This is a genomic window from Ornithinimicrobium jinqii (assembly GCF_045032595.1).
Lineage (GTDB): Bacteria > Actinomycetota > Actinomycetes > Actinomycetales > Dermatophilaceae > Ornithinicoccus.
In genome coordinates this window covers 123,253-147,853 of sequence record NZ_JBJFZS010000016.1, presented here as the reverse complement: position 1 = coordinate 147,853, position 24,601 = coordinate 123,253, and the positions used below count along the sequence as shown (strand labels likewise).

Genomic DNA, 24,601 nt, shown 5'->3' with positions numbered 1-24,601 from the left:
AGGCCACGGTCTGCGGGTGTTGCCGGTCGGGCCCCGTCAGCCCCTCCTGAAGGAGTCCGATGCTTGAGCTGATCAATGATTTCGACGTCCTGACGGCCTTCTGGATGACCATCCGACTGGCCCTGTGGTCATCGCTTTTCGCGCTGATCATCGGGACGATCGTCGCCATCATGAGGCTCTCGCCCGTCGGTGTCCTGCAGCGGGCCGGGGCCGCCTACGTCACTCTGCTGCGCAACACCCCCCTGACGCTGATCATCATCTTCTGCAGCCTGGGCCTTTGGGGTCAGCTCGGCATCGAGCCGGCCTCGCGGACCTCGGACACCTTCATCGTCGACCTGAACTTCCGCCTGGCCATCATCGGCCTCTCCTTCTACCACGCGGCCTTCGTCACCGAGGCGATCCGCAGCGGCGTCAACACCATCCCCGTCGGGCAGGCGGAAGCCGCTCGTTCGATCGGTCTGACCTTCTCCCAGAACCTGCGGTACATCATCCTTCCGCAGGCGTTCCGAGGGGCGATCACCCCCTTGGGCAACGTTCTCATCGCGCTGATCAAGAACACCACCGTCGCCGTCGCGATCGGCGTCGCCGAGGCTGCCTACGCGCTTCGCAACATGATCGAGTTCCGACCTGATGTCATCCTTCTCAACTTCCTCATCATCGCCATCGGATTCGTCATCCTGACCCTGCCGACGGGGCTTGCGGTCAGCTATCTCTCCCAGCGACTGGTGGTCCGCCGATGAGTGCGCAGCAGGTCCTCTTCGACGCACCTGGGCCCAAGGCGATCCGGCTCTACCGGATCATGGCGCTGGTCGGGGCGCTCATCGTCCTCGGCGTCCTCGGCTGGATCGGCTGGCGGATGTGGGACCGCGGGCAGCTGACCGCGGACAAGTGGATGCCGTTCCTGCAGTGGGCAACCTGGGAGAACTACTATCTCCCGGGCTTCTGGGACACGGCCCGGGCCGCGCTGGCCGCCATCGTCATCTCGATGTCGTTGGCGCTGGTGCTCGCGATGGGCCGGATGTCGGACCTGGCTCCGCTGCGGTGGGTGACCACGGTCTTCGTCGAGTTCTTCCGCGCCGTTCCCGTGCTGATCATGATGATCTTCACGTTCTTCTTCCTGTCCCGCCAGGGATGGTTCCCTGACGGGCTCAACCCCTTCATCGCCACCGTGACGGGGCTGGTGCTCTACAACTCCTCGGTGCTGTGCGAGGTCATCCGCAACGGCGTGGGTTCGCTGCCGAACGGGCAGCGCGAGGCCGGGCTCTCGATCGGGCTGAGCTCGTCGCAGACACGGCGGATCATCCTCATCCCACAGTCGCTGACCGCCATGTTGCCAACCCTGGTCAGCCAAATCATCGTCATCGTGAAGGACACTGCACTCGGCTACATCATTCTCTACCCTGAGCTGCTCACCCGGGCACGGCAGCTTGGGTCTGCGGAGGCCAACGTGGTGCCGGCCTACATCGTCGCGGCCGCCCTGTTCATCACCATCAACTACGGGCTCGGCCGGCTGGCCGAGGCCATCGAGGTCCGGCAGCGCCGCACGTCACGAACCTCGGCCAAGGGCACCGGGTCGGCCACCATGGGCGACGCGGCCGGGGTGGCTGCAGGAGTCGGGATGCACGGCAAGATCGGCACTGGCGGCACCTCGGGCACCGCAGAGGACGGCTACTGACCTTCAGACGCCCCACCAGTGCCCCAGAAACCGACAGCCGGACCCACGACTCGTGGGTCCGGCTGTGGTCGATGTCCGCTGACATCACGACGCTCCCCCGGTTGGACTCGAACCAACAACCTGCCGGTTAACAGCCGGCTGCTCTGCCAATTGAGCTACAGGGGAAAGGTGCGGCGAGGAGAGACTGTAGCAAACCGGGACGACCCTCCCGAAATCGCGGGCTCAGCGCGGACCGAGCACCTCCTGCGGTGGTTCCGGGTCCAGCCCGACCTGGTCCCGCAGCTCCCTGCGGGCCGAGAACACCCGGGCCGCCAGCTCCGCGTCCTCCGTGCGGGAGCCGTGCCCGAGGAGCACCTGCTCGAGCAGCTCGCGCGTGGCCAGCACCGTGCGGATCGTCACCCGGGCGGTGCGGCGCGGGCCGAGGTCGATCACCCTCGTGAGCACCACGCTCGCCGTGGTGCGGTCGCGGAAGACGACCGGCACCGAGCCCGGTCCGGTCCGCAGCTGCAGCTGCCACCTCCGGTCCTCCGCACCGTCGACGAAGAGCACCGTGAGGGTCCAGGCGTCCGGGTCCCAGGACCCCGTGTCGACCTCGTGCCACGCACGCTCGAGCACTGTCCGACCGTCGTCCGCGCGCTCCAGCAGGCGCCAGGTGGTCAGCACCAGCCAGTGACCGTCCTGGTCCTCCTGGGCGGTGGCGAGCACCTGCTCCCTGCGTCCCAGCTCCGGCACCACAGACGCCGGGACGTCGCCCGGCTTCGTCTCCGGCGGGGGTGCGACGATCCCGATGACCCGCTCCGGCCTCTTCCACCACGCCATCTAGCTGATCCTGTCCTTGAGTGCGGCGTGCTCGCGCTGCAGCCGCATGAGGTGCTCGACGACGCGGCGCGCCTCCGGTGAGCCTTCCGGCAGCCGCTGGGCCTCCCCCATGGACTGGGCCACCTGCTGCTCCAGCCCCGCGAGCCGGACGCGCAGCACGAGCGAGTCGACGTAGGTCTCCGGCGGCATCCCGGACGCAGGGTCGAGCCGCACCGGCAGGGGTGCCACGGCCAGCTCGTGCACCAGGGGGTGCACCGGCGGCGGGGACTGGCCCAGCACCGCCTGGATCCACGTCGCGCCGCTCATCCCGGCCGCGCCCCGCACGCCGCCGGCCTCCCGCAGCCCGTGCCAGACCGCCTGGTGCATGGGGGCGCGCAGCTGCTGCGGCGGGATCTCGTCCATGTCCTCGGCCACCATGGCCAAGGGGTATTGCAGCGCCACCTGCAGCAGGTTGCGCTCGGCCACCTGGACCGGGTCGGTGAGGTCGGGCCGGGGCAGGGTCGGGGCATGGGGTGCGGCCGGCTGGTCCGGTGCCCCCTCGCCCGGGGACCGTGGCCCCCGCTCGGGCGGGGCATGGGCGGCGCGGTTGACCTCGACCGTGAGCGCCACGGGGTCGACGCCCATCCAGCCGGCGACGTCGCGGACGTACTCCGGGCGCAGCGACGCGTCCTTGACCCCGGCCAGGATCGGGGCGACCGCCCGCATCGCCTGCACGCGCTCCTGGGCGAGCGAGAGGTCGTAGGGGGCGATCGTGGTGCGGACGGCGAACTCGAACATCGGGCGCGCCTCCTCGACGAGACGCGCCACCGCCTCGGCCCCCTCGCGCAGCCACAGGTCGTTGGGGTCCTGGCCGCCCTCGGCCACGGCCACGAAGGACTGGGCGGCCCAGCGCTGGTCCTGCTCGAACGCCTTCATCGCGGCCTTCTGCCCGGCCGCGTCGCCGTCGAAGGTGAAGATCACCCGTGCGGGTGACCGGCCGGGCTCGTCGCGCAGCATCCGGCGCAGCATGGCGATGTGGTCGGTCCCGAAGGCGGTGCCGCAGGTGGCCACGGCGGTCTCCACGCCGGAGAGGTGGGCGGCCATCACGTCGGTGTAGCCCTCGACGACCACCGCCCGCCGCTGGGTGGAGATGGCCTTCTTGGCGAGGTCCAGGCCGTAGAGCACCGATGTCTTCTTGTAGATCGGGGTCTCGGAGGTGTTGAGGTACTTGGCGGCGATGCGGTCGTCGTCGTAGAGACGTCTGGCACCGAAGCCGACGGTGTCCCCGGCGATGGAGCGGATCGGCCATACGACGCGCCCGCGGAACCGGTCGTAGAGGCCCCGCGACCCCCGCCCGGACAGTCCGGCCAGCACGAGCTCCTCGTCGGTGAAACCCTTGCGGCGCAGGTGGTCCGACAGCGCATCGCCGCCCAGTGGCGCGTAGCCCACCATGAAGCGACGGCTGTGCTCGCCGTTGAAACCCTTGGCACGCAGGAAGTCGCGACCCTTCTGCCCCTCCGGTGAGCGGAGCAGCGCCTCGTGGTAGAACTCCTCGGCCACCCGGTGGGCCTCCATGAGCCGGGTCCGCTGCCCGGTCGGCGCCTGGGGACCGTCGCCACGCCCGCCCCCCGGCCCGGACTCGTCATACCGCAGGGTGATGCCGAGCCGGTCCGCGAGCCGCTCCACGGACTCGCTGAAGGTGAGGTGGTCCACGTTCTGCACGAAGTCGAGGACGTCGCCGCCCTCGCCGCAGCCGAAGCAGTGGTAGTAGCCGACGGCGGGACGGACCGTGAAGGACGGCGTCTTCTCGTCGTGGAAGGGGCACAGCCCCTTGAGGGTGCCGACGCCCCCGCTGCGCAGGTTGACGTGCTCTCGGACGACGTCCTCGATCGAGGCACGGTCCTTGACGGTCTGGACGTCCTCGGCCTTGATCCGTCGCACCACGGCACACCTCCTCGCATGACGAAAACCGGCTGTGGGAAGGAGTCTAGGTCGGATAGCGTTGGGTCCTTCGTCAGCCACCCACAGCCCCGCACCTCAGCGTCGAGATGCCCGTCCCCCCGATGACTCCCGACGACAGCCAAGGTCCACCCACCATGTCCGACGCCCTGCCGCCCACGACGACGACGGTGCTGCGCACCCTGACCGTTGCCACCTTCGTCGTCATCCTCAACGAGACCGTGCTGGTCAACGCCCTGCCGCAGCTCATGGGGTCGCTGCGGATCGATGAGCGCGCGGCGCAGTGGCTCTCGACCGGGTTCATGCTGACGCTCGCGGTGGTCATCCCCACCACCGGCTGGCTGATCCGGCGGGTCGGCACCCGTTCGTCGTTCCGGCTCGCGATGGCACTCTTCCTCACCGGGACCGCCGCCAGCGCGCTCGCACCCACCTTCTCGCTGCTGCTCCTCGGTCGGGTCGTGCAGGCCAGCGGCACCGCGATCATGATGCCGCTGCTGATGACCACGCTGCTGACGCTGGTCCCACCCCGGGCCCGCGGCCGGGTGATGGGCAACGTCACGCTCGCCATCTCGGTGGCTCCCGCCCTCGGACCTGCGGTGTCCGGCGTCGTGCTGCAGTGGCTGAGCTGGCGCTGGCTGTTCGGGCTGGTGCTGCCGATCGCGCTGCTCGTGACGGTCGTGGGCCTGCGGGCGCTGCGGGTGGCGGCCGTGCCCGACCCTGACGGGCCGCGGCCGCGACTGGACGCGGTCAGCGTGCTGCTGACGGCGGTCGGCTTCGGGTCGCTCGTCTACGGGCTCGCCGAGGCAGGCGGCGAGGGCGCGGCGGGCGGGTCCTCCGCGGTGGTCCCCGCGCCGGTGGCGCTGGCGGTCGGCGCGGCCGGACTGGGGTTGTTCGTGTGGCGCCAGCTGGTGCTGCAGCGTGCTGGCGAGCCGTTGCTCGACCTGCGGGTGCTCCGCCACGGGCAGTATGCCGTGGCGCTCGCGCTGACCTCGGTCGCGTTCATGGCGCTGATGGGTGTGATGATCCTGCTGCCGCTCTACCTGCAGCAGGTGCGCGGGCTGTCGGTGCTCGAGACCGGCCTGCTCCTCATGCCGGGCGGGTTGACGATGGGGCTCATGGGTCCGCGGGTGGGCCGCTGGTTCGACCGCGTGGGGGCCCGTCCGCTCGTCCTGCCCGGGGCCCTGGTGCTCCTGCTGTCGCTGGCCGGTCTCACCGCCGCCACGGTGCTCGGCCCGTGGTGGGCCCTCCTCGTGTGCCACGTCGGGGCCAGCGTGGGTCTGGCGCTCATGCTCACCCCGGCGTTCACCGGTGGGCTGGGTTCGCTCCCCCGCCACCTGTACCCGTCCGGCAGCGCCATGCTCGGCACCGTCCAGCAGGTGGCCGCCGCGGCGGGCACCGCGCTGTCGATCGCGGTCCTCTCCTGGCGGCAGACGGTCCTGGCCGCCGGCGGGGCCGGGCACGTGCAGGCGCTGGACGGCGGGGTCCGCGCGGCGCTCGTCGTGGGCGTCGTGCTCGCCGTCGTCGTGGTCGTCCTCGCGACCCTCGTCCGCGGGGGGCCGGGGCAGGGCCTGCCCGGGGGCGCCGGGCCCGCCGGCGCCGAGGATGCGCGGGACGAGGAGGCCCCGACGACCGAGGACCTCGGCGAGCGCGGACGGCATACCCCCGCCTCGCTAGGCTGAGGACCATGGCCACGTCGAGCAGCCCCGCCACCGAGGTCCAGGTCGACGGCCGAACGGTCCGCATCACCAACCCCGACCGCGTCTACTTCCCCGAGATCGGGGTCAGCAAGGTCGACCTGGTGCACTACTACCTCTCGGTCGGCGACGGCATCGTCAACGCCCTCCGCGAGCGGCCGTGCATGATGCACCGCTTCCCCGAGGGGATCACGGGCGAGCGGGTCCACCAGAAGCGTCTGCCGCGGGGTGCGCCGGAGTGGATGGAGACCGTCCACGTCACCTTCCCCCGCTTCGACCGCACCGCGGACGAGCTGTGCGTCACCGAGCTCGCGCACGTCGTGTGGGCGGTGCAGATGTCCACGGTGGAGTTCCACCCGTGGAACAGCCGCCGCGGGCACGTGGAGCAGCCAGACGAGTGGCGGATCGACCTCGACCCGGGCGACGACTGCGACTTCGCCACCGTGCGCCGGGTCTGCGCGGTGGCCCACGAGGTGCTCGAGGAGCTGGGGGCCACCGGCTTCCCCAAGACCACCGGCAGCAAAGGCGTCCACGTCTACGTGCGGGTCCCCCCCGCGCACGGCTTCGGCGACGTGCGGCGCGCCGCGCTGGCCTTCGCGCGCGAGGTGGAGCGCCGCACGGACGAGGCGACGACCACGTGGTGGCGCAAGGACCGCGACCCCCGCAAGGTCTTCGTGGACTTCAACCAGAACGCCCGGGACCACACGATCGCCGCCGCCTACTCCGTGCGGGCGACGCCCGACGGGCGGGTGTCCGCGCCGGTGCGCTGGGACGAGGTCGCCGACTGCGAGCCCGGCGACTTCACGCTGAGCACCATGCCCGCGAGGTATGCCGTGCTCGGGGACCTGCACGCGGCCATCGACGACCACCCGTTCGACCTCGCGCCGCTGCTGGAGTGGGCAGCGCGCGACGAGGCGGAGGGTCGCGAGACGCCGCCCGAGGAGTCCTGAGGGCCGCTGGTCCGGACCGCGGCACCCAGCGAGGTGTCAGGACGTCTGCACGTCGACGACCAGCCGCAGGGGGTCCTGGAGCAGGAAGACGCGGTAGGGCCGCGGCTCACCCTGCATCCCGACGAAGACCTGCAGCATGCCCTCGAACGGCGTCGTCCGCTGCACCTCGACCACGGCGGCCAGGGTGTGCGTGTCCAGCCCGAAGATCCCCTCGGCATAGACGGCGGAGCCCTCCTCCGGGTAGGCCATCCTGGTGAGGGAGAGCTGCAGCACGCTGTCCCCGGCGATGTCCGAGGGCAGGCCGGAGCCGTCCAGCCGCGGGTCGTCGGTGTACGCCGCCCGCCAGCCCGGGTCGTCGGTGCCCGTGAGGTCGACCACGACGCGGTCGAACCCCTCGTGGACGCCGGCCCGCACCGTCGGGGCCAGCAGGTCGCCGCCGGCCGCCGGCCACGGCTGTGCGACCCACTCCTGCGAGGGGTCGACGAAGGCCGGACCACCGTCCGCGGCCGGGGCCGTCGCGGACGGCTCCGTGGTCGGGGGTGCGGGGGGGCTCACCGTCCCGGTCGTGGGCGTGCCGGTCGGCGTCGGGGTCGCCGTCGGGTCTTCGGTCGCGGGCGGGTCGCTCGTCCCGTCGGTCGTGGACGTCTCGGTCGCCGTCTCGGTCGCCGTCTCGGTCACGGTCACGGTCGCCGGGGCCTCCGGCCCGGGGTCGGGCACCGGCGGTGCGTCGACCGAGAGCAGCAGCCAGCGGCCGTCGTCGAGCAGGTTCAGCCGCCCGCCGCCCTCGAGGGCGGCCATCCAGAAGTCCTCGGCCACCTGCACGTCCTCCGGGCAGCCGACGTCGTTCGAGCTCAGACCGGGGACGGCGAAGTCGCCCTGGTCGTTGAGGTCCAGGCTCTCGACCCCGGCGGTGCCGCAGCCGCCGACCGTCAGGCCCCAGCCGGCGCGCACGTCCGTGATCCCGGAGAAGCTCAGCACCGTGGGGGCGGTGGTGCCGGTGAGCTCGGAAGCCCTGACGGACAGGGCATACATCGGCTCCTGGAGGGTCCAGCTGGTGCCGAGGAGGTCCTCGCTCGTCGCGGCCCGGAGCTCGCCGTCCGCCGACCACTCGCCCGGCGACCCGGAGGAGCCGAAGACGAAGGTCTCCAGGTGGCCGGGCACCGCGGCGGGCCCGGTGCTGGGGGTTGGCCCGCCGAGCAGGCCGGTCTGCGCCACCAGGGCCAGGACGGCGGCGGTGGCTAGCCCGGCGCCCCCCGCGACGCCCACCCAGCGCTGGGCGCGTCGGCGTCGACCATGGCGCCAGTGGTCGTCGGGGTCCACCGTGCCGCGGATCAACGAGGCGCTGTGCAGCAGGTCACGGACCTGGTGCTCGTGCAGGTCGCTCATCGCGAACCCTCCTTCTCGCTCTGCCGGGCGCGCAGCGCCAGCAGCTCCTCACGCATCCGGGCGACCGCCTGGTGCGACAAGCTCTTGACCGTCCCCACCCGGATGCCCATGACCTCCGCGGCCTGCGCCTCGGTCATGTCCTCGAAGTAGCGCAGGACCAGGGCCGCCCGCTGCCGCGGCGGCAGCTTCGCCAGCACCTGGTGCACCTCGTCGTTGTCCGCCCGCTCCTCGGACCCGTCCCCCACCGGGGTGTCGGGCACCCGGTCGGAGACCGTCTCGCGACCGATCTTGCGCCACAACGACACCCGCTGCCGGTAGATCACCTTGCGCACGAAGGCGTCCGGGTGCTCGACGGACTCCCACTTCGAGGCCAGCGCGATCAGGGCCTCCTGCAGCAGGTCCTCGGCGAGGACCGGGTCGCCGCACATCAGGTAGGCGGCCCGGCGCAACCGGTCCTGGCGGGCCAGGACGAAGTCGGTGTAACCGGGGTCGGCGGTCACCACGACGCCTTCCTCCGAGGGGGTCGGCGGGCCGGGGTCGCGGCCCGCCGGACTGTCACCGACCCTGTCGCTGCCGAGGCCCGGATGGTTCACAGGACGCCGGAGCCCGGCGCTCGCCGGGCGGCCCAGGCGATCCGTACGAGCGGCACCTGGAGGGGCAGGCGGAGCAGACTGACGGCGTACGCCAGCCTGGAGCGGGTGTCCCGGCGGCGGACGGCGCGGCGGTGCAGGTCGAGACTCATCTGCGCGTTGGCCGGCCAGACGGCCAGGAGGAGCGCCGCGGCGGCGGGACCCGCGACGGACCGGGTGCGGGGGTGCAGCAGCCCGGCGGCGCACGCGAGCTCGACGGCACCGGAGACGAGCACGAGCTCGCGGGCCCAGGGGCGCAGCGGCCGCGGGACGATCGGCTCGAAGGTCCGCGGGCGCAGCAGGTGGACGACACCGGACACGGAGAAGGGGACGATCACGAGCGGCAGGGACCGGGGGTGCACCTGCTCATTGTGCCGTCTTGTGGTGAGGGGCTCGTCGTCGTCGCTCAGGTCGTGCGGTCGAGGACGGCGAGGGCGCGGGCGTCGGACAGGCTCGCGACCTGGTCGAGGACCGCCCTGCGGACCGAGTCGTCGTCAGGGGCGGCGTCGTGGGCCTCACGGTGCACCGGGTCCAGGAGCGACGGGTCGGCCGCGTAGCGCTCCACCAGGGTCGTCAGCACCTCGCGCTCGGTGTCCATGACCGAGCGACGCTCCTCCGAGAGCATCACGAAGTGGGCCGCGACGGCCTTGAGGGCGGCGGCCTGCGCCCGCACGCGATCCGGCACGACGAGGTCGGCGGCGTAGCGGCTCAGCACCCCGTCGCCGTGGCGCTCGCGCGTCGCCAGCTCCACCGTGTAGACGAAGTGGCCGATCAGGCGTGAGGTCATGTCCTTGAGCGCGGCCAGGTCGGCGCGCGTGCCGGTGTGCCGCCCCGGGACCCAGCCGCTGTCGAGGATCTCCCGCAGCGCCACGCGCAGCGCCTCGGGATCGAGGTCGGGGGCGTACCACTCGTGGGCCAGGGCGGCGACCACCCCCTGCACGTCGGACGAGCGCAGCGCTGCCGGGTCCACACGGCCAGAGGCGATGGCGTCCTCCACGTCGTGCACGCAGTAGGCGACGTCGTCGGACCAGTCCATGACCTGCGCCTCGAGGCACCGGCGGTGGGGCTGGTCGTGGGGCGCGCCGGCCCGGACCCACGCGAAGACGTCGGCGTCGTCGGCGTAGACGCCGAACTTCGGGCCGGGCGCCGGACCGGCGCCCCGGGTCCACGGGTACTTCGTGGCGGCGTCGAGGCTGGCCCGGGTGAGGTTGAGCCCGGCCGAGCGCCCGTCGGGGTGCGCGCGCTTGGCCTCGAGGCGGGTGAGCACGCGCAGGGTCTGGGCGTTGCCCTCGAACCCGCCGATCCCCGAGGCCAGCTCGTCGAGGATCTTCTCCCCGTTGTGCCCGAAGGGCGGGTGACCGATGTCGTGAACGAGGCAGGCGGTGTCCACCACGTCTGCGTCGCAGCCGAGTGCCGCCCCGAACTCACGGCCGATCTGCGCGACCTCCAGCGAGTGCGTCAGCCGGTTACGGACGAAGTCGTCGCTGGTCGGACGCACCACCTGCGTCGTCGCCGCCAGCCGACGCAGGGCCGCCGAGTGCAGCACGCGAGCCCGGTCTCGGGCGAAGTCGTGCCGGTCCGAGCGCTTCTGCGCCGGGTCCTCGGCGACCCAGCGCCGCCGATCGGCGGCGGTGTAGCCGGCGACCTCCGCGGCGGTCGCGGTGCTCACCGCTCTCCTCCGGGCCCGGGCGGGTCGTCCCTGCCCGACCCGAGGTCGGCGCCCGCGTCCAGCCCACGACGCCCGGCGAGCGCCGCCCGCAGTCGCGCGGCGCCGGCGCGCAGGGCGGGTCCGACCGGTCGCGGCGGCACGTCCTCGTAGCCCCCCAGCTCGAGACCGGCCTCCCGCTCGAAGAAGCTGCGGGCGGCACGGTCGCCGGTGCGGACCCATGACCATCCCATCGAGCCGGCGTAGAGGACGAGGAAGGGCAGGCCCCAGCAGTAGGCCCACTGCCGGCTGTGCACGAGCTCGTGCGCGAGCAGGGTGGGTCGCCGCTCTGCGAGCAGGTCGAGGTCGTGCCGGGTGACGACCACCTCCCCCACGGTGAAGGCTCCGCCGGCCGGGAAGGTCCAGCGGTAGTGGTCGGCCAGGAAGCTCAGCTCGGGGCCCCGGCGGACCCGCGCGCCGCCGACCAGCGCGACGACCAGCCCGAACGGGGTGGACAGGTTGACCCAGTTGAGCGCGTGGCGCAGCCGGACCCGACCGGTGACCGGGAGCGCGTCCGGCTCCAGCGTCGGGTGCGTCGGTCCCGGGGTCGGGCGGCGCAGGTGGCGACCGCCGCCGGCCATCAGGCGTACCGGGACTGGGCCCGGGCCCGTGCCTTGGCTGCCTCGGCCTCGCGGTCCTTCGGCGGTGCCGACGTCACCAGCGCGTCGAGCAGGTCCTGGGTGGCGGCCCCGACGGCGGCGACGGCGGCGGCATACGCCTGCTCGTTGGCCTTCGAGGGCTGCGGCGACCCGGCGACCTTGCGGACGTACTGCAGGGCGGCCGCGCGCACCTCCTCGGGCGTGGCGGGCGGCTCGAAGTTGAAGAGCGGTCGGATGTTGCGGCACATGCTGCCGAGAATAGGTCAGCCGCGGACGATGGGCCCGCGCCAGAGGCTGTCGCCGCTGTGCGTCGGGTCGCCGTCGTAGTGCTCGACCGAGACGTCGACGACCGGGAAGTCGTCCGTCGACAGGTCGGCGGGCAGCACGAACTCGGTCTGGCCGGGCTCCAGCAGTCCGACCGTGACCATGCCCGAGGCGTCCGGGGCCAGGAGCCACACCTCGAGGTAACCGTCCTCGACCTCGGGCAGGTCGGCGGCGTCGAGCACGAGCACGCGCTGGCCGTCCCGCTCCACGAGGCTGGCCGCGGCGGGCTGGAGGCTGGTGTCGAGGGCCTCCAGCTCGGCCGACGCCACGAGGGTGTCGGTGGACGGCTGCTCCCGGTCGGCCAGGGTCAGACCCAGCCACATCGCGGCGGCACCGCCGGCGGCCGCGGCCACCAGCCCGAACCCGAAGATCCGGGGGACGGGCCTGCCACCACCCCCCGCACGACGCTCGCGGAGGGCCGCGAGCTCGTCGGGCGCGACGGTCGCGACGGTCGACGCGCCGGTCGACGGCATGCGCAGCGCGGCGGCCTCGATGCCGGCCCACAGGTCGACGGGCGGGGTCCGCTCCAGGGGGCCGCCCGCGACCACCAGGTCGCGGACCTCCCGGAGTGACCGGACCTCGGCTGCGCAGGCCGGGCAGCCCGCGACGTGGGCGTTCGCGTCGGCCCCACCCTCGCCCAGGGCGACGAGGGCGAGATCGTCTGGATCAACGTGCATCTGCACCCTCCAACCTGTCTCGTAGGCGCCGCAGCGTGCGGGCGATGTGGCTCTTGACGGTGCCGAGCGGCAGTCCGAGCTGCTCGGCGATCTGCTGGTGCGTCAGGTCCTGGAAGAACGCCAGCAGGACGATGTGCCGTTGCGGGTCGCCGATCCGCTCCAGCTCCTCGTAGAGCGTGATCAGCGCGTCCATCCGTTCCGGGGACAGGTGGGCGGCCGAGTGCTCGTGCTCCAGGGACCCCAGGACCCCTGACGGGTCGGTGGGGACCTCGGCCGTCCGGTGCCTGGTGCCGAGGTGGTCGGCGATCCGGTGGCGGGTGATGCCGACCAGCCAGGCCCCGAGGGGAGAGCGGTCCGGCGCGTAGCTGCCGCGGGACTGCCAGGCGGAGACGAACACCTGCTGGGTGACGTCGTCGGCGTCGGTCCGGCCCACCGCCTTGGCGGCGAGACCGTGGACGAGACCGCCCCAGCGCTGGTAGACCTGAGCCAGCGCCTCGCTGTGCCCGGCGGCGAAGTCGTGGGCGAGCACAGTCTCCTGGTCCGTGTCTCCGCGGACACCCCTGGCTGGCTCGCTCACCCGCACACCATACCGAGTGACCGGGCCTGGCCCGGCCGGTCGCCCCGGGGTGTCAACCAGCGTCGTCAACGGGCACCGCCACGACCACGACGTTGTCGCGGTAGCTGCTGGCCTCGTAGCGCCAGGGGCCACCGCAGGTGACCATCGTCAGCCGGGCCGGCCCGGTCCGGTCGAACAGCTCGTCGACCGGGAGCTCGACCTTCTCGATGGTCTCGCGGCCGACGACGCGGTAGCGGAGCACCGTCCCGTCGTCCATCTCCACCTCGACCTCGGCATCCAGGGGCACCTCGGTCAGGGCCGCCATGGCGCCCAGCCCGCCCGGGGTGTCGACGTGGCCGGCGAGCACCGCGGACCCCGCCTCGTCACCGGGCGTGGGACCGAACCGGTACCAGCCTGCGCGGGCGCCGTCGTCCGGGATCTCCATGAGCCCGTCGTCCCGGACCCCCACACCCTCCAGGGGCACGTCGAGGCCGACGCTGGGGACCCGCAGGCGCACCGGCACGGTACGGGCCGTCGCCTCGGCCTGCAGCGCGGCGAGGCTGGCGTCCCGGCGGGCGATCGTGGGTGGCGGGGGTGTGCGTCCCGGTGCCTCCTGTGCGGCCTTCGGAGCAGCACGCTCCGCCGCCGACGGGGCGGACGTCGACGGGGAGGACGTCGACGCGGCGGCTGCGTCGTCCTGGGCGGGGAACCGGGAGCCGCTGGCGGTGGCCGTGGCCGTGGGCCGGATGGTGCCCATGTCGTCGTCGCCGACCGCGCCGAGGATGCCGACGCCACCGACGACCAGCAGCAGCACGGAGACGACGAGGACGGCGAGCCACCCGTTCCTGCCCATGACGTTCACTCCTTTTCCCGGACACGGTTCGGGTGCGGTGGCCCGGGTCTGCTCGACCCGGGCCACCGCACCGTCACCCGACGACCTGCGGGGGTCAGGCCGCGTTCTGGACCAGGCGACGACCGGCCACGACGGCCCCGGCCGCACCGGCCATGGCCAGGACGAGCATCCAGGCCTGGACACCGCCGTCGACGAGGCCACCCTCACCGGAGGGCACGCCCGCCGGCTCGCCGTGCAGACCGTCGATCGACTGGACGGCGAGGTCCAGGGTGTCGTCCTCGAGCGAGCCCCAGGCGTAGACGATGGTGTTGACGCCCTCGGGCAGGTCGAGGGTAGCCGGGCCGATCACGGGGTCGGTGGTGCCGGCGGCGGCCACAGCGGCCTCCACGCTGCCGGCGTCGAGCTCGAGAACGGCTTCGTCCGGGTTCTCCAGGCCCTCGATCACGGGCGAGCCACCGGCCAGCACGTCGACGGCCGGGGCGGCTGCGGCGTGGCGCACGGTGAGGCGGGTCTGGCCGGCCTCGAGCATCGACACGTCGTTGACGAACGCGCTGAGCATGGGGGTGCCCTCGGCGTCCAGGTGGGCGGCCAGCGTCAGGTTGGCGCCGCCCGGGACCTCCAGGCCCTCCGCAGAGATGGCGGGGTCCTCGGTCTCGGGGTCGGCGCCGGCGGCGAAGACCTCGATGTCGTAGGTGCCCGCCGGCAGGGCCTGCGGGTCGGTGAGGGTGCCCGGCTCGAAGCCCGGCAGGAAGGCCTCGCCGTTGACCCACACGTCGACGGTCAGGCCGGGGACGCCGTGCAGGACGGACACCTGGGAGGTGTGGTCGTCGGCAAGGGCAGGGACGGCGGTGGCGACGAGGGCGAGGCTCGCGGCCGCCCCCCAGGCGATGGAACGCATGTCGTGTCTCCTCGGTTGCGGGAGGTCCTTCGTGACCTCCTCTGCCCTCTACTTCCCCCGGGGAGGCCGTTTCGGATGCACTTTCTCCGAACTTTCCTCCACGGATCTCATCACCGCAGGTCACAGGCCTGCTGCCGGGTGCCGGGCATACCCCGACCGGCCCCTGCGCCACCCCCGGCTAGGGTGCGGCCATGGGATCCCTCTGGCACCCGTTCTCCGACATGGGAGCGGTCGAGACCAACGGTGAGTTCGTGATCGCACGCGGCAAGGGGGTCCACGTCTACGACCGGGCGGGCACGCGCTACCTCGACGCGACCGCCGGACTGTGGTTCACCAACGTGGGCCACGGGCGCGAGGAGCTCGCGGAGGCGGCTGCCCAGCAGATGCGCACGATCGCGGCGTACTCCACCTTCGGCGACTACGCGACCGAGCCCACGCTGGAGCTGGCCGACCGGCTGGAGTCCATCGCACCGGTGCCCGGCAGCAAGATCTTCTTCACCTCGGGCGGGTCGGACTCGGTCGAGACCGCCGCGAAGATGGCACGCCGCTACTGGAGCGAGCAGGGTCGCCCGGGCAAGACGATGCTGCTGTCGAGGTCGAAGGCCTACCACGGCATGCACTACGCAGGCACGGCGCTCGCCGGGATCGCGGGCAACCGCGAGGGGTATGGCGAGCTCGTCCCGGGGGGCACCGCCCAGGTCGAGTGGGACTCGGCCGAGGACCTGCGCGCCACGATCGAGCGGATCGGCGCGGACCGCATCGCCGCCTTCTTCTGCGAGCCGGTCATCGGTGCAGGCGGGGTCTACCTCCCGCCGGACGGCTACCTGACCGAGGTGCGCAAGGTGTGCACCGAGCACGACATCCTCTTCGTGGCCGACGAGGTCGTGACCGGGTTCGGCCGGATCGGCGGGGCCTGGTTCGCCAGCTCCCGGTTCGGGCTGGAGCCGGACCTGGTCACCACCGCGAAGGGGCTGACCAGCGGCTACGCGCCGATGGGCGCGGTGCTCGTCGCTCCTCGGGTCTGGGAGCCGTTCTTCCGCCCCGGCGCCGGCGTGTGGTTCCGGCACGGCTACACCTACTCCGGCCACGCCACCGCGTCCGCCGTGGCGCTGGCGAACCTCGACCTCCTCGAGCGCGAGAGCCTCGTGGACGGCGCCGCCCGTCTCGAGGACAGCCTCCACCGCGAGCTGGCCCCGCTGGCAGGGCACCCTGCGGTCCAGGAGGTCCGTTCGGGGCTGGGCGCCGTCGCCGCGATCCAGCTCGACAGCCCGGCGACGGCGATGTCCTTCGCGGTCGCCGTGCGCCGCCACGGGATCGCCACCCGGGCCTGCGGCGCCGGGGCCATCCAGGTCTCCCCCGCCCTCACGATGACCGACGACCAGGTCCGCGAGCTGGCCCAGTCGTTCCGGACCGCCCTCGACGCGGAGCTGGCGGCATGACCGGCACCGGGGCCGGCCCGCTGGTCGGCGCGGAGCAGCTGTCCTCCCAGCTCGCCGGGCCCGAGGCCTCCCGGCCAGTGCTGGTGGACGTGCGCTGGGCCCTCGGGTCCGCGGCCGAGGCCAACCACACCGCATACCTCGAGGGACACCTGCCGGGAGCGGCGTTCCTCGACCTCGAGTCGGCGCTCACCGACCCGGTCGCCGACGACAGGCGTGGCGGACGGCACCCGATGCCGTCCCGCGAGCGGGTGCAGGAGGCCCTGCGGGACGCGGGGGTGCGGGCGGACCGTCCGGTCGTCTTCTACGACGCGCGGCCCTCGCTGGGTGCCGCGCGCGCCTGGTGGGTTGCGCGCTTCCACGGGGTGATCGGATCGCGGGTCCTCGACGGGGGGCTCGCAGCCTGGGAGGCTGCGGGGCTGCCCGTCCAGACCGGTCCCGTCGAGGTCCCCCGGGGTGACGTCGAGCTCTCCGAGGGCGACCGGGTGCTGCTGGACGCCGACGGCCTGGCCGCCTGGCAGCAGCAGGGTGGTCAGGTGCTCGACAGCCGGCCGGCAGACCGCTTCCGCGGCGAGAACGAGGTGATGGACCCGGTCGCCGGGCACGTGCCGGGGGCGCTGAGCCTGCCGGCCCTGTCCCTGCTCGACGACGACGGTGGCTTCCTGCCGGGAGACGCCGTGCGGGCGCTGCTCACGGACGCGGGGGCCGACCCCCAGGCTCCCAGCGCAGTCTACTGCGGCTCGGGCGTCCAGGCGGCGCACGCTGCCCTGGCCCTCGAGGCGGCGGGCCTGGGCCGTCCGGCCGTCTACATCGGGTCGTGGAGCGACTGGGTCAGCGACCCGTCCCGGCCGGTCGCGACCGGGCCCGCCTGACCGGTTCCCTGCCGCCGAAGCTCAGGCGGGCAGCACGTAGAAGTACATCAGCAGGAAGTGCAGCGCGGCCGCAGCCACCACCATCGCGTGCCACAGCTCGTGGAAACCGAAGACGCCCGGTCGCGGGTTGGGCCGCTCGAGCACGAAGACGACGAAGCCGACGCTGTAGACGACACCGCCAGCCGCCATCAGCCCCAGCGCCCCCCACGGCAGGGTGACGTCGCCCCCGACGAGCAGGACCGTGAGCCAGCCCAGGCTGATGTAGAGCGTGTTCGTGACGTACTTCGGCAGCTGGCGCCAGACCGATCGCATCACGATCCCCAGCACCGCGATGGCCCAGACCACCCCGAAGACGGTCCATCCGTACGTGGTGCGGAACAGCACCAGGACCAGGGGGGTGACGGTGCCGGCGATGAGGAGGAAGACGGAGGTGTAGTCGAGGGTGCGCAGCACGTCGTTGAACGTCTCACCCCGGTCGAGGCCGTGGTGCAGTGCGCTGGACACGAAGAGGGTCACCAGGGAGAAGCCGTAGACGCTGAACCCCACGACCTTCCACGGGTCGCCCTGCTCCGCGGCCTGGGTGACGAGCAGGGCTGCGCCGGCGAGCGCGAAGCACGCCCCCACGATGTGGGAGACGGTGTTGAAACGTTCGTCCGTGACGTGGATGCTGCCGTCCCGGCTGCGGCTGCTCGTCTCCATGGCGTCCTCAGCCTCCGGAGACCGAGAGCTCGGCCTCCAGGACGGTGGCTCGCTGGGCCGCGTCCAGCTCCCGGGACTCGAGCCACCGGTGCGGCAGCGCCACCACGCGCGAGGACCCGGCGCGGCCTCGCTGTCCCTCGGCAGCGTCGCCGGGCCACGGCTGGGACAGGTCCAGGGTGGCGATCAGCCGCTCGAGCGCGTCGAGGGAGTCCACGAGCCCCAGCTGGTGACGCAGCTCGCCGCCCACGGCGAAACCCTTGAGGTACCAGGCGATGTGCTTGCGGATGTCGCGGCAGCCGCGGCCCTCGTCCTCGTGGAACTCCACCAGGAGCTCCGCGTGCCGCCGCAGCACACGGCACACCTCGGCGAGGGTGGGTCGCACGCGCACGGGCGAGCCGGCGAAGGCGGCGGAGAGGTCGGTGAACAGCCAGGGCCGGCCGAGGCAGCCGCGCCCGACGACCACCCCGTCGCACCCGGTCTCCTCGACCATGCGGACGGCGTCCTCGGCGGACCAGATGTCCCCGTTGCCGAGGACCGGGATGGAGGTCACGGCCTCCTTGAGCTCGGCGATGCGCGACCAGTCCGCCTGCCCGGAGTAGGCCTGGGCCGCGGTGCGGGCGTGGAGCGCGACCGCGGCCACACCCTCCTCCTCGGCGATCCGGCCGGCGTCGAGGAACGTCTCGTGCTCGTCGTCGATACCCACCCGCATCTTCACCGTGACCGGGATGCCCGCGGGGCCGGCCTCTCGCACCGCCGCCCGGACGATGCCCCGGAAGAGGTCGGTCTTCCACGGGAGGGCGGACCCGCCACCCTTGCGCGTCACCTTGGGCACCGGGCAGCCGAAGTTGAGGTCGACGTGGTCGGCGCGGTCCTCGGTCACCAGCATGCGCACGGCCGCGCCGACGGTCGCGGGGTCCACGCCGTAGAGCTGGATGGAGCGCGGTGACTCTTCGGGGTCGTGCTCGATCAGCTTCATCGAGACCGGCGTGCGCTCGAGGAGGGCGCGGCTCGTGATCATCTCGCTCACGTAGAGGGAGGTGGCTCCGGAGGCTCCACCGGCATCCAGTCCGAGCTCGCCGGACTCGCGGCACAGACGACGGAAGGCGCGGTTGGTGATGCCGGCCATGGGTGCCAGCACGACCGGTGAGTCGATCGTGTGCGGGCCGATGCGCAGCGGGGGCAGAAGAGGGGTGGTGACAGTCATGACACACCGATTGTCCCACTGCTGCGGGGGTCACCCCGAACCCCTACGGTTCGGGTATGCCGCTCTCGACAGTCCTCGCCGGGCTGCTGACCGGGCTGGCGCTGATCGCGGCCGTCGGTGCGCAGAACGCCTTCCTGCTGCGGCAGGGACTGCGGCGCGAGCACGTCGCCCCGCTGGTGTCCCTCTGCGCCCTCTCCGACATCGTGCTCGTCGGAGCTGCCGTGCTCGGCGTCGGCGCCATGGCCCAGACGTGGCCAGGCTTTCTGACGGTGGCACGGTTCGGGGGAGCCGCCTTCGTGATCGGCTACGGTCTGCTGGCGGCCTGGCGAGCACTGCACCCCGGGGAGACGCTGGTCGCCGGCGGCGCGACGACGAGGGGCCTGGGTCGCAGTCTGGCGACGATGGCCGCGCTGACCTGGCTCAACCCCCACCTCTACCTCGACATGGTCGTCCTGGGCACGATCGCCACCAGCCACGGGCCGGACCGCTGGTGGTACTACCTCGGGCTGTGCGTCGCCAGCGTGAGCTGGTTCAGCGCCCTGGGCTTCGGGAGCGCACGCCTCCAACCGTTCTTCGCACGGCCCCGCTCCTGGCAGCTGCTGGACGCCACCATCGCGGTGGTCATGGTCACGATCGGGATGGGGCTGATCCTCGGCGGCTGAGTCCCCTCAGCAACCGATCAGACGCTGGGCCAGATACCCCTCCACCTGGTCCAGACCCACCCGCTCCTGGCTCATCGAGTCGCGCTCGCGGATGGTGACGGCCTGGTCCTCGAGGGTGTCGAAGTCGACGGTGACGCAGAACGGCGTGCCGATCTCGTCCTGGCGGCGGTAGCGGCGCCCGATCGCGCCGGCGTCGTCGAACTCGACCATCCAGTGACGGCGCAGGGCGGTGGCGAGGTCCCGTGCCTTCGGCGAGAGGTCGGCGTTGCGCGAGAGCGGCAGCACGGCGACCTTCATCGGGGCCAGCCGGGGGTCGAGGCGCAGCACCGTGCGCTTGTCGACGCCCCCCTTGGCGTTGGGGGCCTCGTCCTCGGTGTAGGCCTCCACGAGGAAGGTCATGAGCGACCGCGAGAGCCCGGCCGCGGGCTCGATGACGTAGGGGGTGTAGCGCTCACCGGTCGTCTGGTCGAAGTAGGACAGGTCGGTGCCCGAGTGCTTGCTGTGCGTGCTCAGGTCGAAGTCGGTGCGGTTGGCCACGCCCTCCAGCTCGCCCCACTCGCTGCCGGTGAAGTTGAAGCGGTACTCGATGTCGACGGTGCGCTTGGAGTAGTGCGACAGCTTGTCGGCCGGGTGCTCGTAGAGACGCAGGTTCTCTGGGTCGATGCCCAGGTCGACGTACCAGGCCAGGCGCTCGTCGATCCAGTACTGGTGCCACTGCTCGTCCTCGCCTGGCTTGACGAAGAACTCCATCTCCATCTGCTCGAACTCGCGGGTGCGGAAGATGAAGTTGCCGGGGGTGATCTCGTTGCGGAAGCTCTTGCCGGTCTGGGCGATGCCGAACGGCGGCTTCTTGCGCGCCGCCCCCATGACGTTGGCGAAGTTGATGAAGATGCCCTGCGCGGTCTCGGGCCGCAGGTAGTGCAGGCCCGACTCGTCCTCGATGACGCCGAGGTAGGTCTTGAGCATCATGTTGAACTCGCGCGGCTCGGTCCAGGCGCCGCGGGTGCCGCAGTTGGGGCACGCGATGTCGGCGAGCACGATGTCGTCGGGATCGACGGTCTCGCCGCGGCCCTTCTTGTTCGCCTTCTCGGCCACCGCCTCCTGCATGTGGTCCAGGCGGAAGCGCTTGTGGCACGACTGGCACTCCGTCAGCGGGTCGGAGAACTCCCCGACGTGGCCGGAGGCGACCCAGGTCTGACGCGGCAGGATGATCGAGGAGTCGAGGCCGACGACGTCGTCGCGGGACTGGACGACCGAGCGCCACCACTGACGCTTGATGTTCTCCTTCAGGGCGACACCGAGGGGGCCGTAGTCCCAGGCGCTGCGGGTTCCTCCGTAGATCTCGCCACTGGGGAAGACGAAACCGCGGCGCTTGCAGAGGGACACGACAGTGTCGACGGTGGAGGTCTGAGCCATGCCGGCCAGTCTAGGGGTGCCTCGCCCACCGGCCGGACGGCCTACGCTGGCACCGTGTCCACCGCACCACGCTCCCCCGACCATCCCACCGCCGACACCGCTCCCGGTCCGTTCCGCCACCGGGTCGAGCAGGCCTCGCGACCGGCGCTGGAGGCGCTCGGCAGGCTGCCTGTCTGGCTGCCGTTCCTGGCCCTGCTGGTGCTGATGCTCGGCGGCGGCTTCCTCGGCGGGCCGGTCGGGTGGGTGATGGTCGGCCTCGCGCTCGCCTTCATCCTGTGGCTGCTCTACCTGTCCTGGCCACGCCTGAGCGGTATGGACCGCGTCATGCGCGTCGCCGTGCTGCTGCTCTTCGCGGTGGTCACGGTCGTCCAGCTCCTGCCGCGAGGGTAGACACCGGCGCCGGTGGGCGTCGTTTTGACAATCATTCTCATTCTCGGGGATGATGAGGTATGCCGTACCACCCCCGCTCCCGCTCCGTGCTCGCCGCCCTCCCGCTGGCCCTGGTGCTGGCCTCGTGCGGCGGTGGGGCCGACGGAGACACCGGCACCGGGACGGGCGCGACCTCCGGGGGGGCCGGCGCCGAGCCCCTCAGCGTGGTGGCGAGCTTCTACCCGCTGCAGTACCTCACCCAGCAGGTTGCGGGCGAGCACGCCGAGGTCGACGTCCTGACGTCCCCCGGCGTGGACCCGCACGAGGTCGAGCTGAGCCCCCGTCAGATCGCCGAGCTGGGCAGCGCCGACCTCGTCGTGGTCCTGGCCGGCCTGCAGCCGGCCGTGGACGAGGCCGTCGCGCAGCAGTCGCCGCAGCACACGCTGGACATCGCGGACGCCGCCGACCTCCTGGCCCTCGGGGAGAGCACGGTGGAGCACGACGAGCACGTCGACGCCGGCGCGGACGACGGGCACGACCACGGCGCCGAGGACCCGCACTTCTGGCTCGACCCGCTGCGCTACGCCGACGCGGCCGACGCGGTCGCCGCCCGGCTCGCCGAGGTTGACCCCGAGAACGCCGACGCCTACCTCGCGAACGCCGAGGCCCTGGTCGCCGAGCTGACCACCCTCGACGGGGAGTTCCAGCGGGGGCTGGCCACCTGCGAGACCCGTGACGTCGTGACCACGCACGAGGCCTTCGGCTACCTCGGGCACCGCTACGACCTCAACGTGATCGGCATCACCGGCATCAGCCCGGAGTCCGAGCCCTCCCCCGCCCGGCTGGCGGAGGTGACCGCCCAGGTGCGCGACCTGGGGGTCGGCACGATCTTCACCGAGCCGCTGCTCCCCCCCGGCATCGCCGAGACCGTCGCGCAGGAGACCGGCGCCTCCGTGCTCACGCTCGACCCCGTCGAGGGCATCAACGACGCCTCGGCCGGTGCGGACTACCTCGGCGTCATGCGCGCCAACCTCGCAGCCCTGCGCGACGGGCTGGTGTGCTCATGACGGCCCCGCCCGGCCCGACGCCCCCGGTCCTGCTCCTGCGCGGCGCCGCCTTCGGCTACCGCGGCCGACCCGTCGTCACCGACGTCGACCTGACCGTGCTCGCCGGCGAGGTGATCGCCGTGCTCGGACCCAACGGCTCCGGCAAGAGCACCCTGGTCAAGGGGCTGCTCGGGCTGTCCCAGCACCTGTCCGGGGACGTCACCGTGCTGGGCACCCCGCTGGCCCGGATGCGGGACCGCACGCGCATCGGCTACGTGCCCCAACGCCATACCCTCGTGGGTGGGGTCCGCGCCACGGTCTCCGAGGTCGTCTCGACCGGGCTGCTGGCCACCCGCCCGTGGTGGCGACGGGCGGGCCGCGGCGACCGGGAGGCGGTCCAGGTCGCGCTCGAGGCGGTGGGGCTCGCGGACCGCTCGCGCTTCGACGTCGACACCCTTTCCGGCGGCCAGCAGCGCCGCGTGCTCATCGCCCGGGCACTGGTCGCACGACCCGAGGTCCTGGTCATGGACGAGCCGACGGCGGGGGTCGACCGCGCCAGCCAGGGCGTCCTCGCCGGCGTGCTCCAGCGCCTCGGCGAGCAGGGCACCACGATGCTGGTGGTCACCCACGAGCTCACCGCGCTGCGGGGGGTGGTGGACCGGATCGTCGAGGTGGACACCGGTCACCTCACCTTCGACGGCACCCCGGAGGGGTATGCCGAGCACCAGCTCGAGCTGGCCCGCGCGGCCAGGAGGGTGGCGTCATGAGCGAGATGCTGTCGTTGGAGTTCATGCGCAACGCGCTGCTGGCCGCCCTGCTCGTCGGCCTGGTCGCACCCATGGTCGGGATCTTCCTGGTCCAGCGCCGGCTGTCGCTCGTGGGCGACGGCATCGGGCACGTAGCCCTGGCCGGCGTCGCCGTCGGGGTCGCGACGGGGCAGAGCCCGCTGTGGACGGCCCTGCTCGCGGCAGCGGCCGCGGGGGCGGTCATCGAGCTCGTGCGCGTGCGTGGCCGGACCTCCGGCGACGTCGCGCTGGCCCTGATGTTCTACGGCGGCATCGCTGCCGGCGTGGTCATCATCAACCGTGCGGAGGGCGCGCAGACCGGCAACCTCACCGGCTACCTGTTCGGCGCCATCACCACGACCACGCGGAGCGACCTCGTGGTCTTCGCCGCGCTGTCGGTCACCATCGCGGCCGTCGTGCTCGTGCTGCGCCAGCGCCTCTTCGCCGTCGCCGGCGACGAGGAGTACGCGCGCGCCTCGGGGCTGCCGGTCCTGGCCCTCAACGTCCTGCTGGCGGTCCTCACCGCCGTGACCGTCGTGGTGGCGATGCGGGTCATCGGGCTGCTGCTCATCAGCGCGCTGATGATCATCCCGAACGCCGCCGCCCAGCAGGTGTCCGCCAGCTTCCGCGCGGCCAGCTGGTGGGCCGTCGTCGTCGGGGTGCTGGCCTCCGTCGGCGGCGTGGTCGCCTCCTACCGGCTGGACACCGCCACCGGCGGCACGATCGTGCTGCTGGCCGTCGCGCTCTTCTGCCTCGCGGCCCTGGCCGGGGTGGTCCGGCACAAGGTCGCGGCGGCCCGCCACCGGCACGCCGAGCGGCACCTGCACGAGCACGGCCCGGGCTGCGGGCACGAGGCCGTGCTGCACGGCGACCACGTGGACTACCTCCACGACGGACACCGCCACGCCGCGCACGAGGGGCACTACGACGAGCACGCCTCGGGACCGCAGACCCTGGCCCCGGCCGTCGACGACGGACGGGGCGAGCGGACCGAGCACGAGGTGAGCCAATGACCACGGCCCGCCGACCGACCCGCCAGCAGTCCGCCGTGATCGAGCAGCTGGGCGCGACAGAGGACTTCACCAGCGCCCAGGACCTGCACGCCCGCCTCCGCGAGGAAGGGGCGAAGGTGGGTCTGGCGACCGTCTACCGTACGCTCTCGGCGCTCGCCGCGGCGGGTGAGGTCGACACGATCCGCACCGACGAGGGCGAGGCCGTCTACCGCAGGTGCTCCACCGGCCACCACCACCACCTCGTATGCCGCAGCTGCGGCCGTACCGTGGAGATCGAGGGTCCGGACGTCGAGCGCTGGGCCGACCGGGTCGCCGCCGAGCACGGGTTCACCGACCTCGCCCACACCCTGGAGATCTTCGGGACCTGCACCGACTGCCCGCGCTGACCGGCTCTCG

27 protein-coding genes and 1 tRNA gene are annotated in these 24,601 nt (G+C 72.6%); 12 read left to right on the top strand and 16 right to left on the bottom strand.

The genetic code is table 11. The features are described from left to right. Positions 1 to 59 precede the first annotated feature (59 nt). Both ACI3ET_RS07450 and ACI3ET_RS07445 read left to right on the top strand, forming a co-directional pair. A complete protein-coding gene (locus ACI3ET_RS07450) occupies positions 60 to 740 on the top strand; it encodes an amino acid ABC transporter permease (RefSeq protein WP_405032370.1) in 681 nt (226 codons plus the stop codon). Further along, positions 737 to 1,675, top strand: coding sequence for an amino acid ABC transporter permease (locus ACI3ET_RS07445; RefSeq protein ID WP_405032369.1), 939 nt, complete (start codon positions 737 to 739; stop codon positions 1,673 to 1,675). The genes ACI3ET_RS07450 and ACI3ET_RS07445 overlap by 4 nt, the downstream gene beginning before the upstream one ends. Before the next feature lie 92 nt (positions 1,676 to 1,767). On the opposite strand, the gene ACI3ET_RS07440 is transcribed toward ACI3ET_RS07445, so the two are convergent. From ACI3ET_RS07440 to dnaG, 3 genes are all read right to left on the bottom strand, one after another. Next, positions 1,768 to 1,840 (bottom strand) — tRNA-Asn (locus ACI3ET_RS07440). A gap of 57 nt (positions 1,841 to 1,897) precedes the next feature. Beyond that, positions 1,898 to 2,494: a hypothetical protein gene (locus ACI3ET_RS07435; protein ID WP_405032368.1), complete on the bottom strand. Its 597-nt coding sequence runs from the start codon at positions 2,492 to 2,494 to the stop codon at positions 1,898 to 1,900. Next, positions 2,495 to 4,417 (bottom strand): DNA primase, encoded by a 1,923-nt coding sequence (gene dnaG / locus ACI3ET_RS07430; protein ID WP_405032367.1) that lies wholly within the window; start codon positions 4,415 to 4,417, stop codon positions 2,495 to 2,497. It abuts the gene before it with no gap. 152 nt (positions 4,418 to 4,569) lie between these two features. On the opposite strand from dnaG, the gene ACI3ET_RS07425 reads away from it, so the two are divergent. After that, positions 4,570 to 6,111 carry a DHA2 family efflux MFS transporter permease subunit gene (locus ACI3ET_RS07425; RefSeq protein WP_405032366.1) on the top strand — a complete coding sequence of 514 codons (1,542 nt, stop codon included), beginning with the start codon at positions 4,570 to 4,572 and terminating at the stop codon, positions 6,109 to 6,111. A 5-nt stretch (positions 6,112 to 6,116) separates the two neighbouring features. Further along, positions 6,117 to 7,076 carry a non-homologous end-joining DNA ligase gene (gene ligD, locus ACI3ET_RS07420; protein WP_405032365.1) on the top strand — a complete coding sequence of 320 codons (960 nt, stop codon included), beginning with the start codon at positions 6,117 to 6,119 and terminating at the stop codon, positions 7,074 to 7,076. A gap of 36 nt (positions 7,077 to 7,112) precedes the next feature. On the opposite strand, the gene ACI3ET_RS07415 is transcribed toward ligD, so the two are convergent. From ACI3ET_RS07415 to ACI3ET_RS07370, 10 genes are all read right to left on the bottom strand, one after another. Then, positions 7,113 to 8,462, bottom strand: coding sequence for an AMIN-like domain-containing (lipo)protein (locus ACI3ET_RS07415; RefSeq protein WP_405032364.1), 1,350 nt, complete (start codon positions 8,460 to 8,462; stop codon positions 7,113 to 7,115). Next, on the bottom strand, positions 8,459 to 8,965 hold the full coding sequence (locus ACI3ET_RS07410; protein ID WP_405032363.1) for a SigE family RNA polymerase sigma factor: 507 nt from the start codon (positions 8,963 to 8,965) through the stop codon (positions 8,459 to 8,461). The genes ACI3ET_RS07415 and ACI3ET_RS07410 overlap by 4 nt, the downstream gene beginning before the upstream one ends. An 86-nt stretch (positions 8,966 to 9,051) precedes the next feature. Then, a complete protein-coding gene (locus ACI3ET_RS07405) occupies positions 9,052 to 9,453 on the bottom strand; it encodes a DoxX family protein (protein WP_405032362.1) in 402 nt (133 codons plus the stop codon). A gap of 44 nt (positions 9,454 to 9,497) precedes the next feature. Next, positions 9,498 to 10,760, bottom strand: a complete 1,263-nt coding sequence (locus ACI3ET_RS07400; RefSeq protein WP_405032361.1) for a deoxyguanosinetriphosphate triphosphohydrolase — start codon at positions 10,758 to 10,760, stop codon at positions 9,498 to 9,500. Next, complete coding sequence (locus ACI3ET_RS07395) at positions 10,757 to 11,377, bottom strand: hypothetical protein (RefSeq protein ID WP_405032359.1); 621 nt, start codon at positions 11,375 to 11,377, stop codon at positions 10,757 to 10,759. The genes ACI3ET_RS07400 and ACI3ET_RS07395 overlap by 4 nt, the downstream gene beginning before the upstream one ends. Then, positions 11,377 to 11,643, bottom strand: coding sequence for a DUF2277 domain-containing protein (locus ACI3ET_RS07390; protein WP_405032358.1), 267 nt, complete (start codon positions 11,641 to 11,643; stop codon positions 11,377 to 11,379). Before ACI3ET_RS07390 ends, ACI3ET_RS07395 begins: the two co-directional genes overlap by 1 nt. A gap of 15 nt (positions 11,644 to 11,658) precedes the next feature. Next, positions 11,659 to 12,396, bottom strand: a complete 738-nt coding sequence (locus tag ACI3ET_RS07385; RefSeq protein WP_405032357.1) for an anti-sigma factor — start codon at positions 12,394 to 12,396, stop codon at positions 11,659 to 11,661. Continuing rightward, the gene (locus tag ACI3ET_RS07380) at positions 12,386 to 12,973 is read right to left on the bottom strand and encodes an RNA polymerase sigma factor (protein ID WP_405032356.1); all 588 of its coding nucleotides are present in this window, start codon (positions 12,971 to 12,973) and stop codon (positions 12,386 to 12,388) included. The genes ACI3ET_RS07385 and ACI3ET_RS07380 overlap by 11 nt, the downstream gene beginning before the upstream one ends. Before the next feature lie 52 nt (positions 12,974 to 13,025). Further along, entirely contained in the window at positions 13,026 to 13,805 is a 780-nt protein-coding gene (locus ACI3ET_RS07375) for a class F sortase (RefSeq protein ID WP_405032355.1), read from the bottom strand. 94 nt (positions 13,806 to 13,899) lie between these two features. Beyond that, complete coding sequence (locus ACI3ET_RS07370; protein WP_405032354.1) at positions 13,900 to 14,703, bottom strand: DUF4397 domain-containing protein; 804 nt, start codon at positions 14,701 to 14,703, stop codon at positions 13,900 to 13,902. A gap of 191 nt (positions 14,704 to 14,894) precedes the next feature. Here ACI3ET_RS07370 and ACI3ET_RS07365 point away from each other — a divergent pair, with 191 nt between their 5' ends. After that, positions 14,895 to 16,142 (top strand): aminotransferase family protein, encoded by a 1,248-nt coding sequence (locus tag ACI3ET_RS07365; protein ID WP_405032353.1) that lies wholly within the window; start codon positions 14,895 to 14,897, stop codon positions 16,140 to 16,142. Further along, positions 16,139 to 17,011 (top strand): sulfurtransferase, encoded by an 873-nt coding sequence (locus ACI3ET_RS07360; RefSeq protein WP_405032352.1) that lies wholly within the window; start codon positions 16,139 to 16,141, stop codon positions 17,009 to 17,011. The genes ACI3ET_RS07365 and ACI3ET_RS07360 overlap by 4 nt, the downstream gene beginning before the upstream one ends. Before the next feature lie 21 nt (positions 17,012 to 17,032). On the opposite strand, the gene trhA is transcribed toward ACI3ET_RS07360, so the two are convergent. Continuing rightward, positions 17,033 to 17,710 carry a PAQR family membrane homeostasis protein TrhA gene (trhA, locus tag ACI3ET_RS07355; protein ID WP_405032351.1) on the bottom strand — a complete coding sequence of 226 codons (678 nt, stop codon included), beginning with the start codon at positions 17,708 to 17,710 and terminating at the stop codon, positions 17,033 to 17,035. Between the two features lie 7 nt (positions 17,711 to 17,717). Further along, positions 17,718 to 18,914, bottom strand: a complete 1,197-nt coding sequence (gene dusB / locus ACI3ET_RS07350) for a tRNA dihydrouridine synthase DusB (RefSeq protein WP_405032350.1) — start codon at positions 18,912 to 18,914, stop codon at positions 17,718 to 17,720. A 56-nt stretch (positions 18,915 to 18,970) separates the two neighbouring features. Here dusB and ACI3ET_RS07345 point away from each other — a divergent pair, with 56 nt between their 5' ends. Beyond that, positions 18,971 to 19,576, top strand: coding sequence for a LysE/ArgO family amino acid transporter (locus tag ACI3ET_RS07345; protein ID WP_405032349.1), 606 nt, complete (start codon positions 18,971 to 18,973; stop codon positions 19,574 to 19,576). Positions 19,577 to 19,582: 6 nt separating this feature from the next. On the opposite strand, the gene ACI3ET_RS07340 is transcribed toward ACI3ET_RS07345, so the two are convergent. Next, positions 19,583 to 20,992 carry a glycine--tRNA ligase gene (locus tag ACI3ET_RS07340; RefSeq protein ID WP_405032348.1) on the bottom strand — a complete coding sequence of 470 codons (1,410 nt, stop codon included), beginning with the start codon at positions 20,990 to 20,992 and terminating at the stop codon, positions 19,583 to 19,585. Between the two features lie 54 nt (positions 20,993 to 21,046). Here ACI3ET_RS07340 and ACI3ET_RS07335 point away from each other — a divergent pair, with 54 nt between their 5' ends. The 5 genes from ACI3ET_RS07335 to ACI3ET_RS07315 are packed head-to-tail and all read left to right on the top strand — an operon-like array spanning position 21,047 to position 24,591. Further along, a complete protein-coding gene (locus tag ACI3ET_RS07335) occupies positions 21,047 to 21,382 on the top strand; it encodes a DUF6703 family protein (RefSeq protein ID WP_405032347.1) in 336 nt (111 codons plus the stop codon). Positions 21,383 to 21,441: 59 nt separating this feature from the next. Then, positions 21,442 to 22,428 carry a metal ABC transporter substrate-binding protein gene (locus ACI3ET_RS07330; protein WP_405032346.1) on the top strand — a complete coding sequence of 329 codons (987 nt, stop codon included), beginning with the start codon at positions 21,442 to 21,444 and terminating at the stop codon, positions 22,426 to 22,428. Beyond that, complete coding sequence (locus ACI3ET_RS07325) at positions 22,425 to 23,174, top strand: metal ABC transporter ATP-binding protein (protein ID WP_405032345.1); 750 nt, start codon at positions 22,425 to 22,427, stop codon at positions 23,172 to 23,174. Before ACI3ET_RS07330 ends, ACI3ET_RS07325 begins: the two co-directional genes overlap by 4 nt. Then, positions 23,171 to 24,205, top strand: coding sequence for a metal ABC transporter permease (locus tag ACI3ET_RS07320; RefSeq protein WP_405032344.1), 1,035 nt, complete (start codon positions 23,171 to 23,173; stop codon positions 24,203 to 24,205). The genes ACI3ET_RS07325 and ACI3ET_RS07320 overlap by 4 nt, the downstream gene beginning before the upstream one ends. After that, the gene (locus ACI3ET_RS07315) at positions 24,202 to 24,591 is read left to right on the top strand and encodes a Fur family transcriptional regulator (RefSeq protein WP_405032343.1); all 390 of its coding nucleotides are present in this window, start codon (positions 24,202 to 24,204) and stop codon (positions 24,589 to 24,591) included. Before ACI3ET_RS07320 ends, ACI3ET_RS07315 begins: the two co-directional genes overlap by 4 nt. The last annotated feature ends 10 nt before the right edge of the window (positions 24,592 to 24,601 follow it).

What these genes read in the sequence shown, in the direction of transcription:
- ACI3ET_RS07375 (WP_405032355.1), bottom strand. Translation starts at nt 13,805, where the DNA reads ATGGGCAGGAACGGGTGGCTCGCCGTCCTCGTCGTCTCCGTGCTGCTG.
- ACI3ET_RS07370 (WP_405032354.1), bottom strand. Translation starts at nt 14,703, where the DNA reads ATGCGTTCCATCGCCTGGGGGGCGGCCGCGAGCCTCGCCCTCGTCGCC.
- ACI3ET_RS07435 (WP_405032368.1), bottom strand. Translation starts at nt 2,494, where the DNA reads ATGGCGTGGTGGAAGAGGCCGGAGCGGGTCATCGGGATCGTCGCACCC.
- ACI3ET_RS07395 (WP_405032359.1), bottom strand. Translation starts at nt 11,377, where the DNA reads ATGGCCGGCGGCGGTCGCCACCTGCGCCGCCCGACCCCGGGACCGACG.
- ACI3ET_RS07320 (WP_405032344.1), top strand. Translation starts at nt 23,171, where the DNA reads ATGAGCGAGATGCTGTCGTTGGAGTTCATGCGCAACGCGCTGCTGGCC.
- ACI3ET_RS07365 (WP_405032353.1), top strand. Translation starts at nt 14,895, where the DNA reads ATGGGATCCCTCTGGCACCCGTTCTCCGACATGGGAGCGGTCGAGACC.
- ACI3ET_RS07390 (WP_405032358.1), bottom strand. Translation starts at nt 11,643, where the DNA reads ATGTGCCGCAACATCCGACCGCTCTTCAACTTCGAGCCGCCCGCCACG.
- ACI3ET_RS07340 (WP_405032348.1), bottom strand. Translation starts at nt 20,992, where the DNA reads ATGGCTCAGACCTCCACCGTCGACACTGTCGTGTCCCTCTGCAAGCGC.
- ACI3ET_RS07445 (WP_405032369.1), top strand. Translation starts at nt 737, where the DNA reads ATGAGTGCGCAGCAGGTCCTCTTCGACGCACCTGGGCCCAAGGCGATC.
- trhA (WP_405032351.1), bottom strand. Translation starts at nt 17,710, where the DNA reads ATGGAGACGAGCAGCCGCAGCCGGGACGGCAGCATCCACGTCACGGAC.
- ACI3ET_RS07415 (WP_405032364.1), bottom strand. Translation starts at nt 8,462, where the DNA reads ATGAGCGACCTGCACGAGCACCAGGTCCGTGACCTGCTGCACAGCGCC.
- ACI3ET_RS07425 (WP_405032366.1), top strand. Translation starts at nt 4,570, where the DNA reads ATGTCCGACGCCCTGCCGCCCACGACGACGACGGTGCTGCGCACCCTG.
- ACI3ET_RS07345 (WP_405032349.1), top strand. Translation starts at nt 18,971, where the DNA reads ATGCCGCTCTCGACAGTCCTCGCCGGGCTGCTGACCGGGCTGGCGCTG.
- ACI3ET_RS07450 (WP_405032370.1), top strand. Translation starts at nt 60, where the DNA reads ATGCTTGAGCTGATCAATGATTTCGACGTCCTGACGGCCTTCTGGATG.
- ACI3ET_RS07325 (WP_405032345.1), top strand. Translation starts at nt 22,425, where the DNA reads ATGACGGCCCCGCCCGGCCCGACGCCCCCGGTCCTGCTCCTGCGCGGC.
- ACI3ET_RS07330 (WP_405032346.1), top strand. Translation starts at nt 21,442, where the DNA reads ATGCCGTACCACCCCCGCTCCCGCTCCGTGCTCGCCGCCCTCCCGCTG.
- dusB (WP_405032350.1), bottom strand. Translation starts at nt 18,914, where the DNA reads ATGACTGTCACCACCCCTCTTCTGCCCCCGCTGCGCATCGGCCCGCAC.
- ACI3ET_RS07315 (WP_405032343.1), top strand. Translation starts at nt 24,202, where the DNA reads ATGACCACGGCCCGCCGACCGACCCGCCAGCAGTCCGCCGTGATCGAG.
- ligD (WP_405032365.1), top strand. Translation starts at nt 6,117, where the DNA reads ATGGCCACGTCGAGCAGCCCCGCCACCGAGGTCCAGGTCGACGGCCGA.
- ACI3ET_RS07385 (WP_405032357.1), bottom strand. Translation starts at nt 12,396, where the DNA reads ATGCACGTTGATCCAGACGATCTCGCCCTCGTCGCCCTGGGCGAGGGT.
- ACI3ET_RS07360 (WP_405032352.1), top strand. Translation starts at nt 16,139, where the DNA reads ATGACCGGCACCGGGGCCGGCCCGCTGGTCGGCGCGGAGCAGCTGTCC.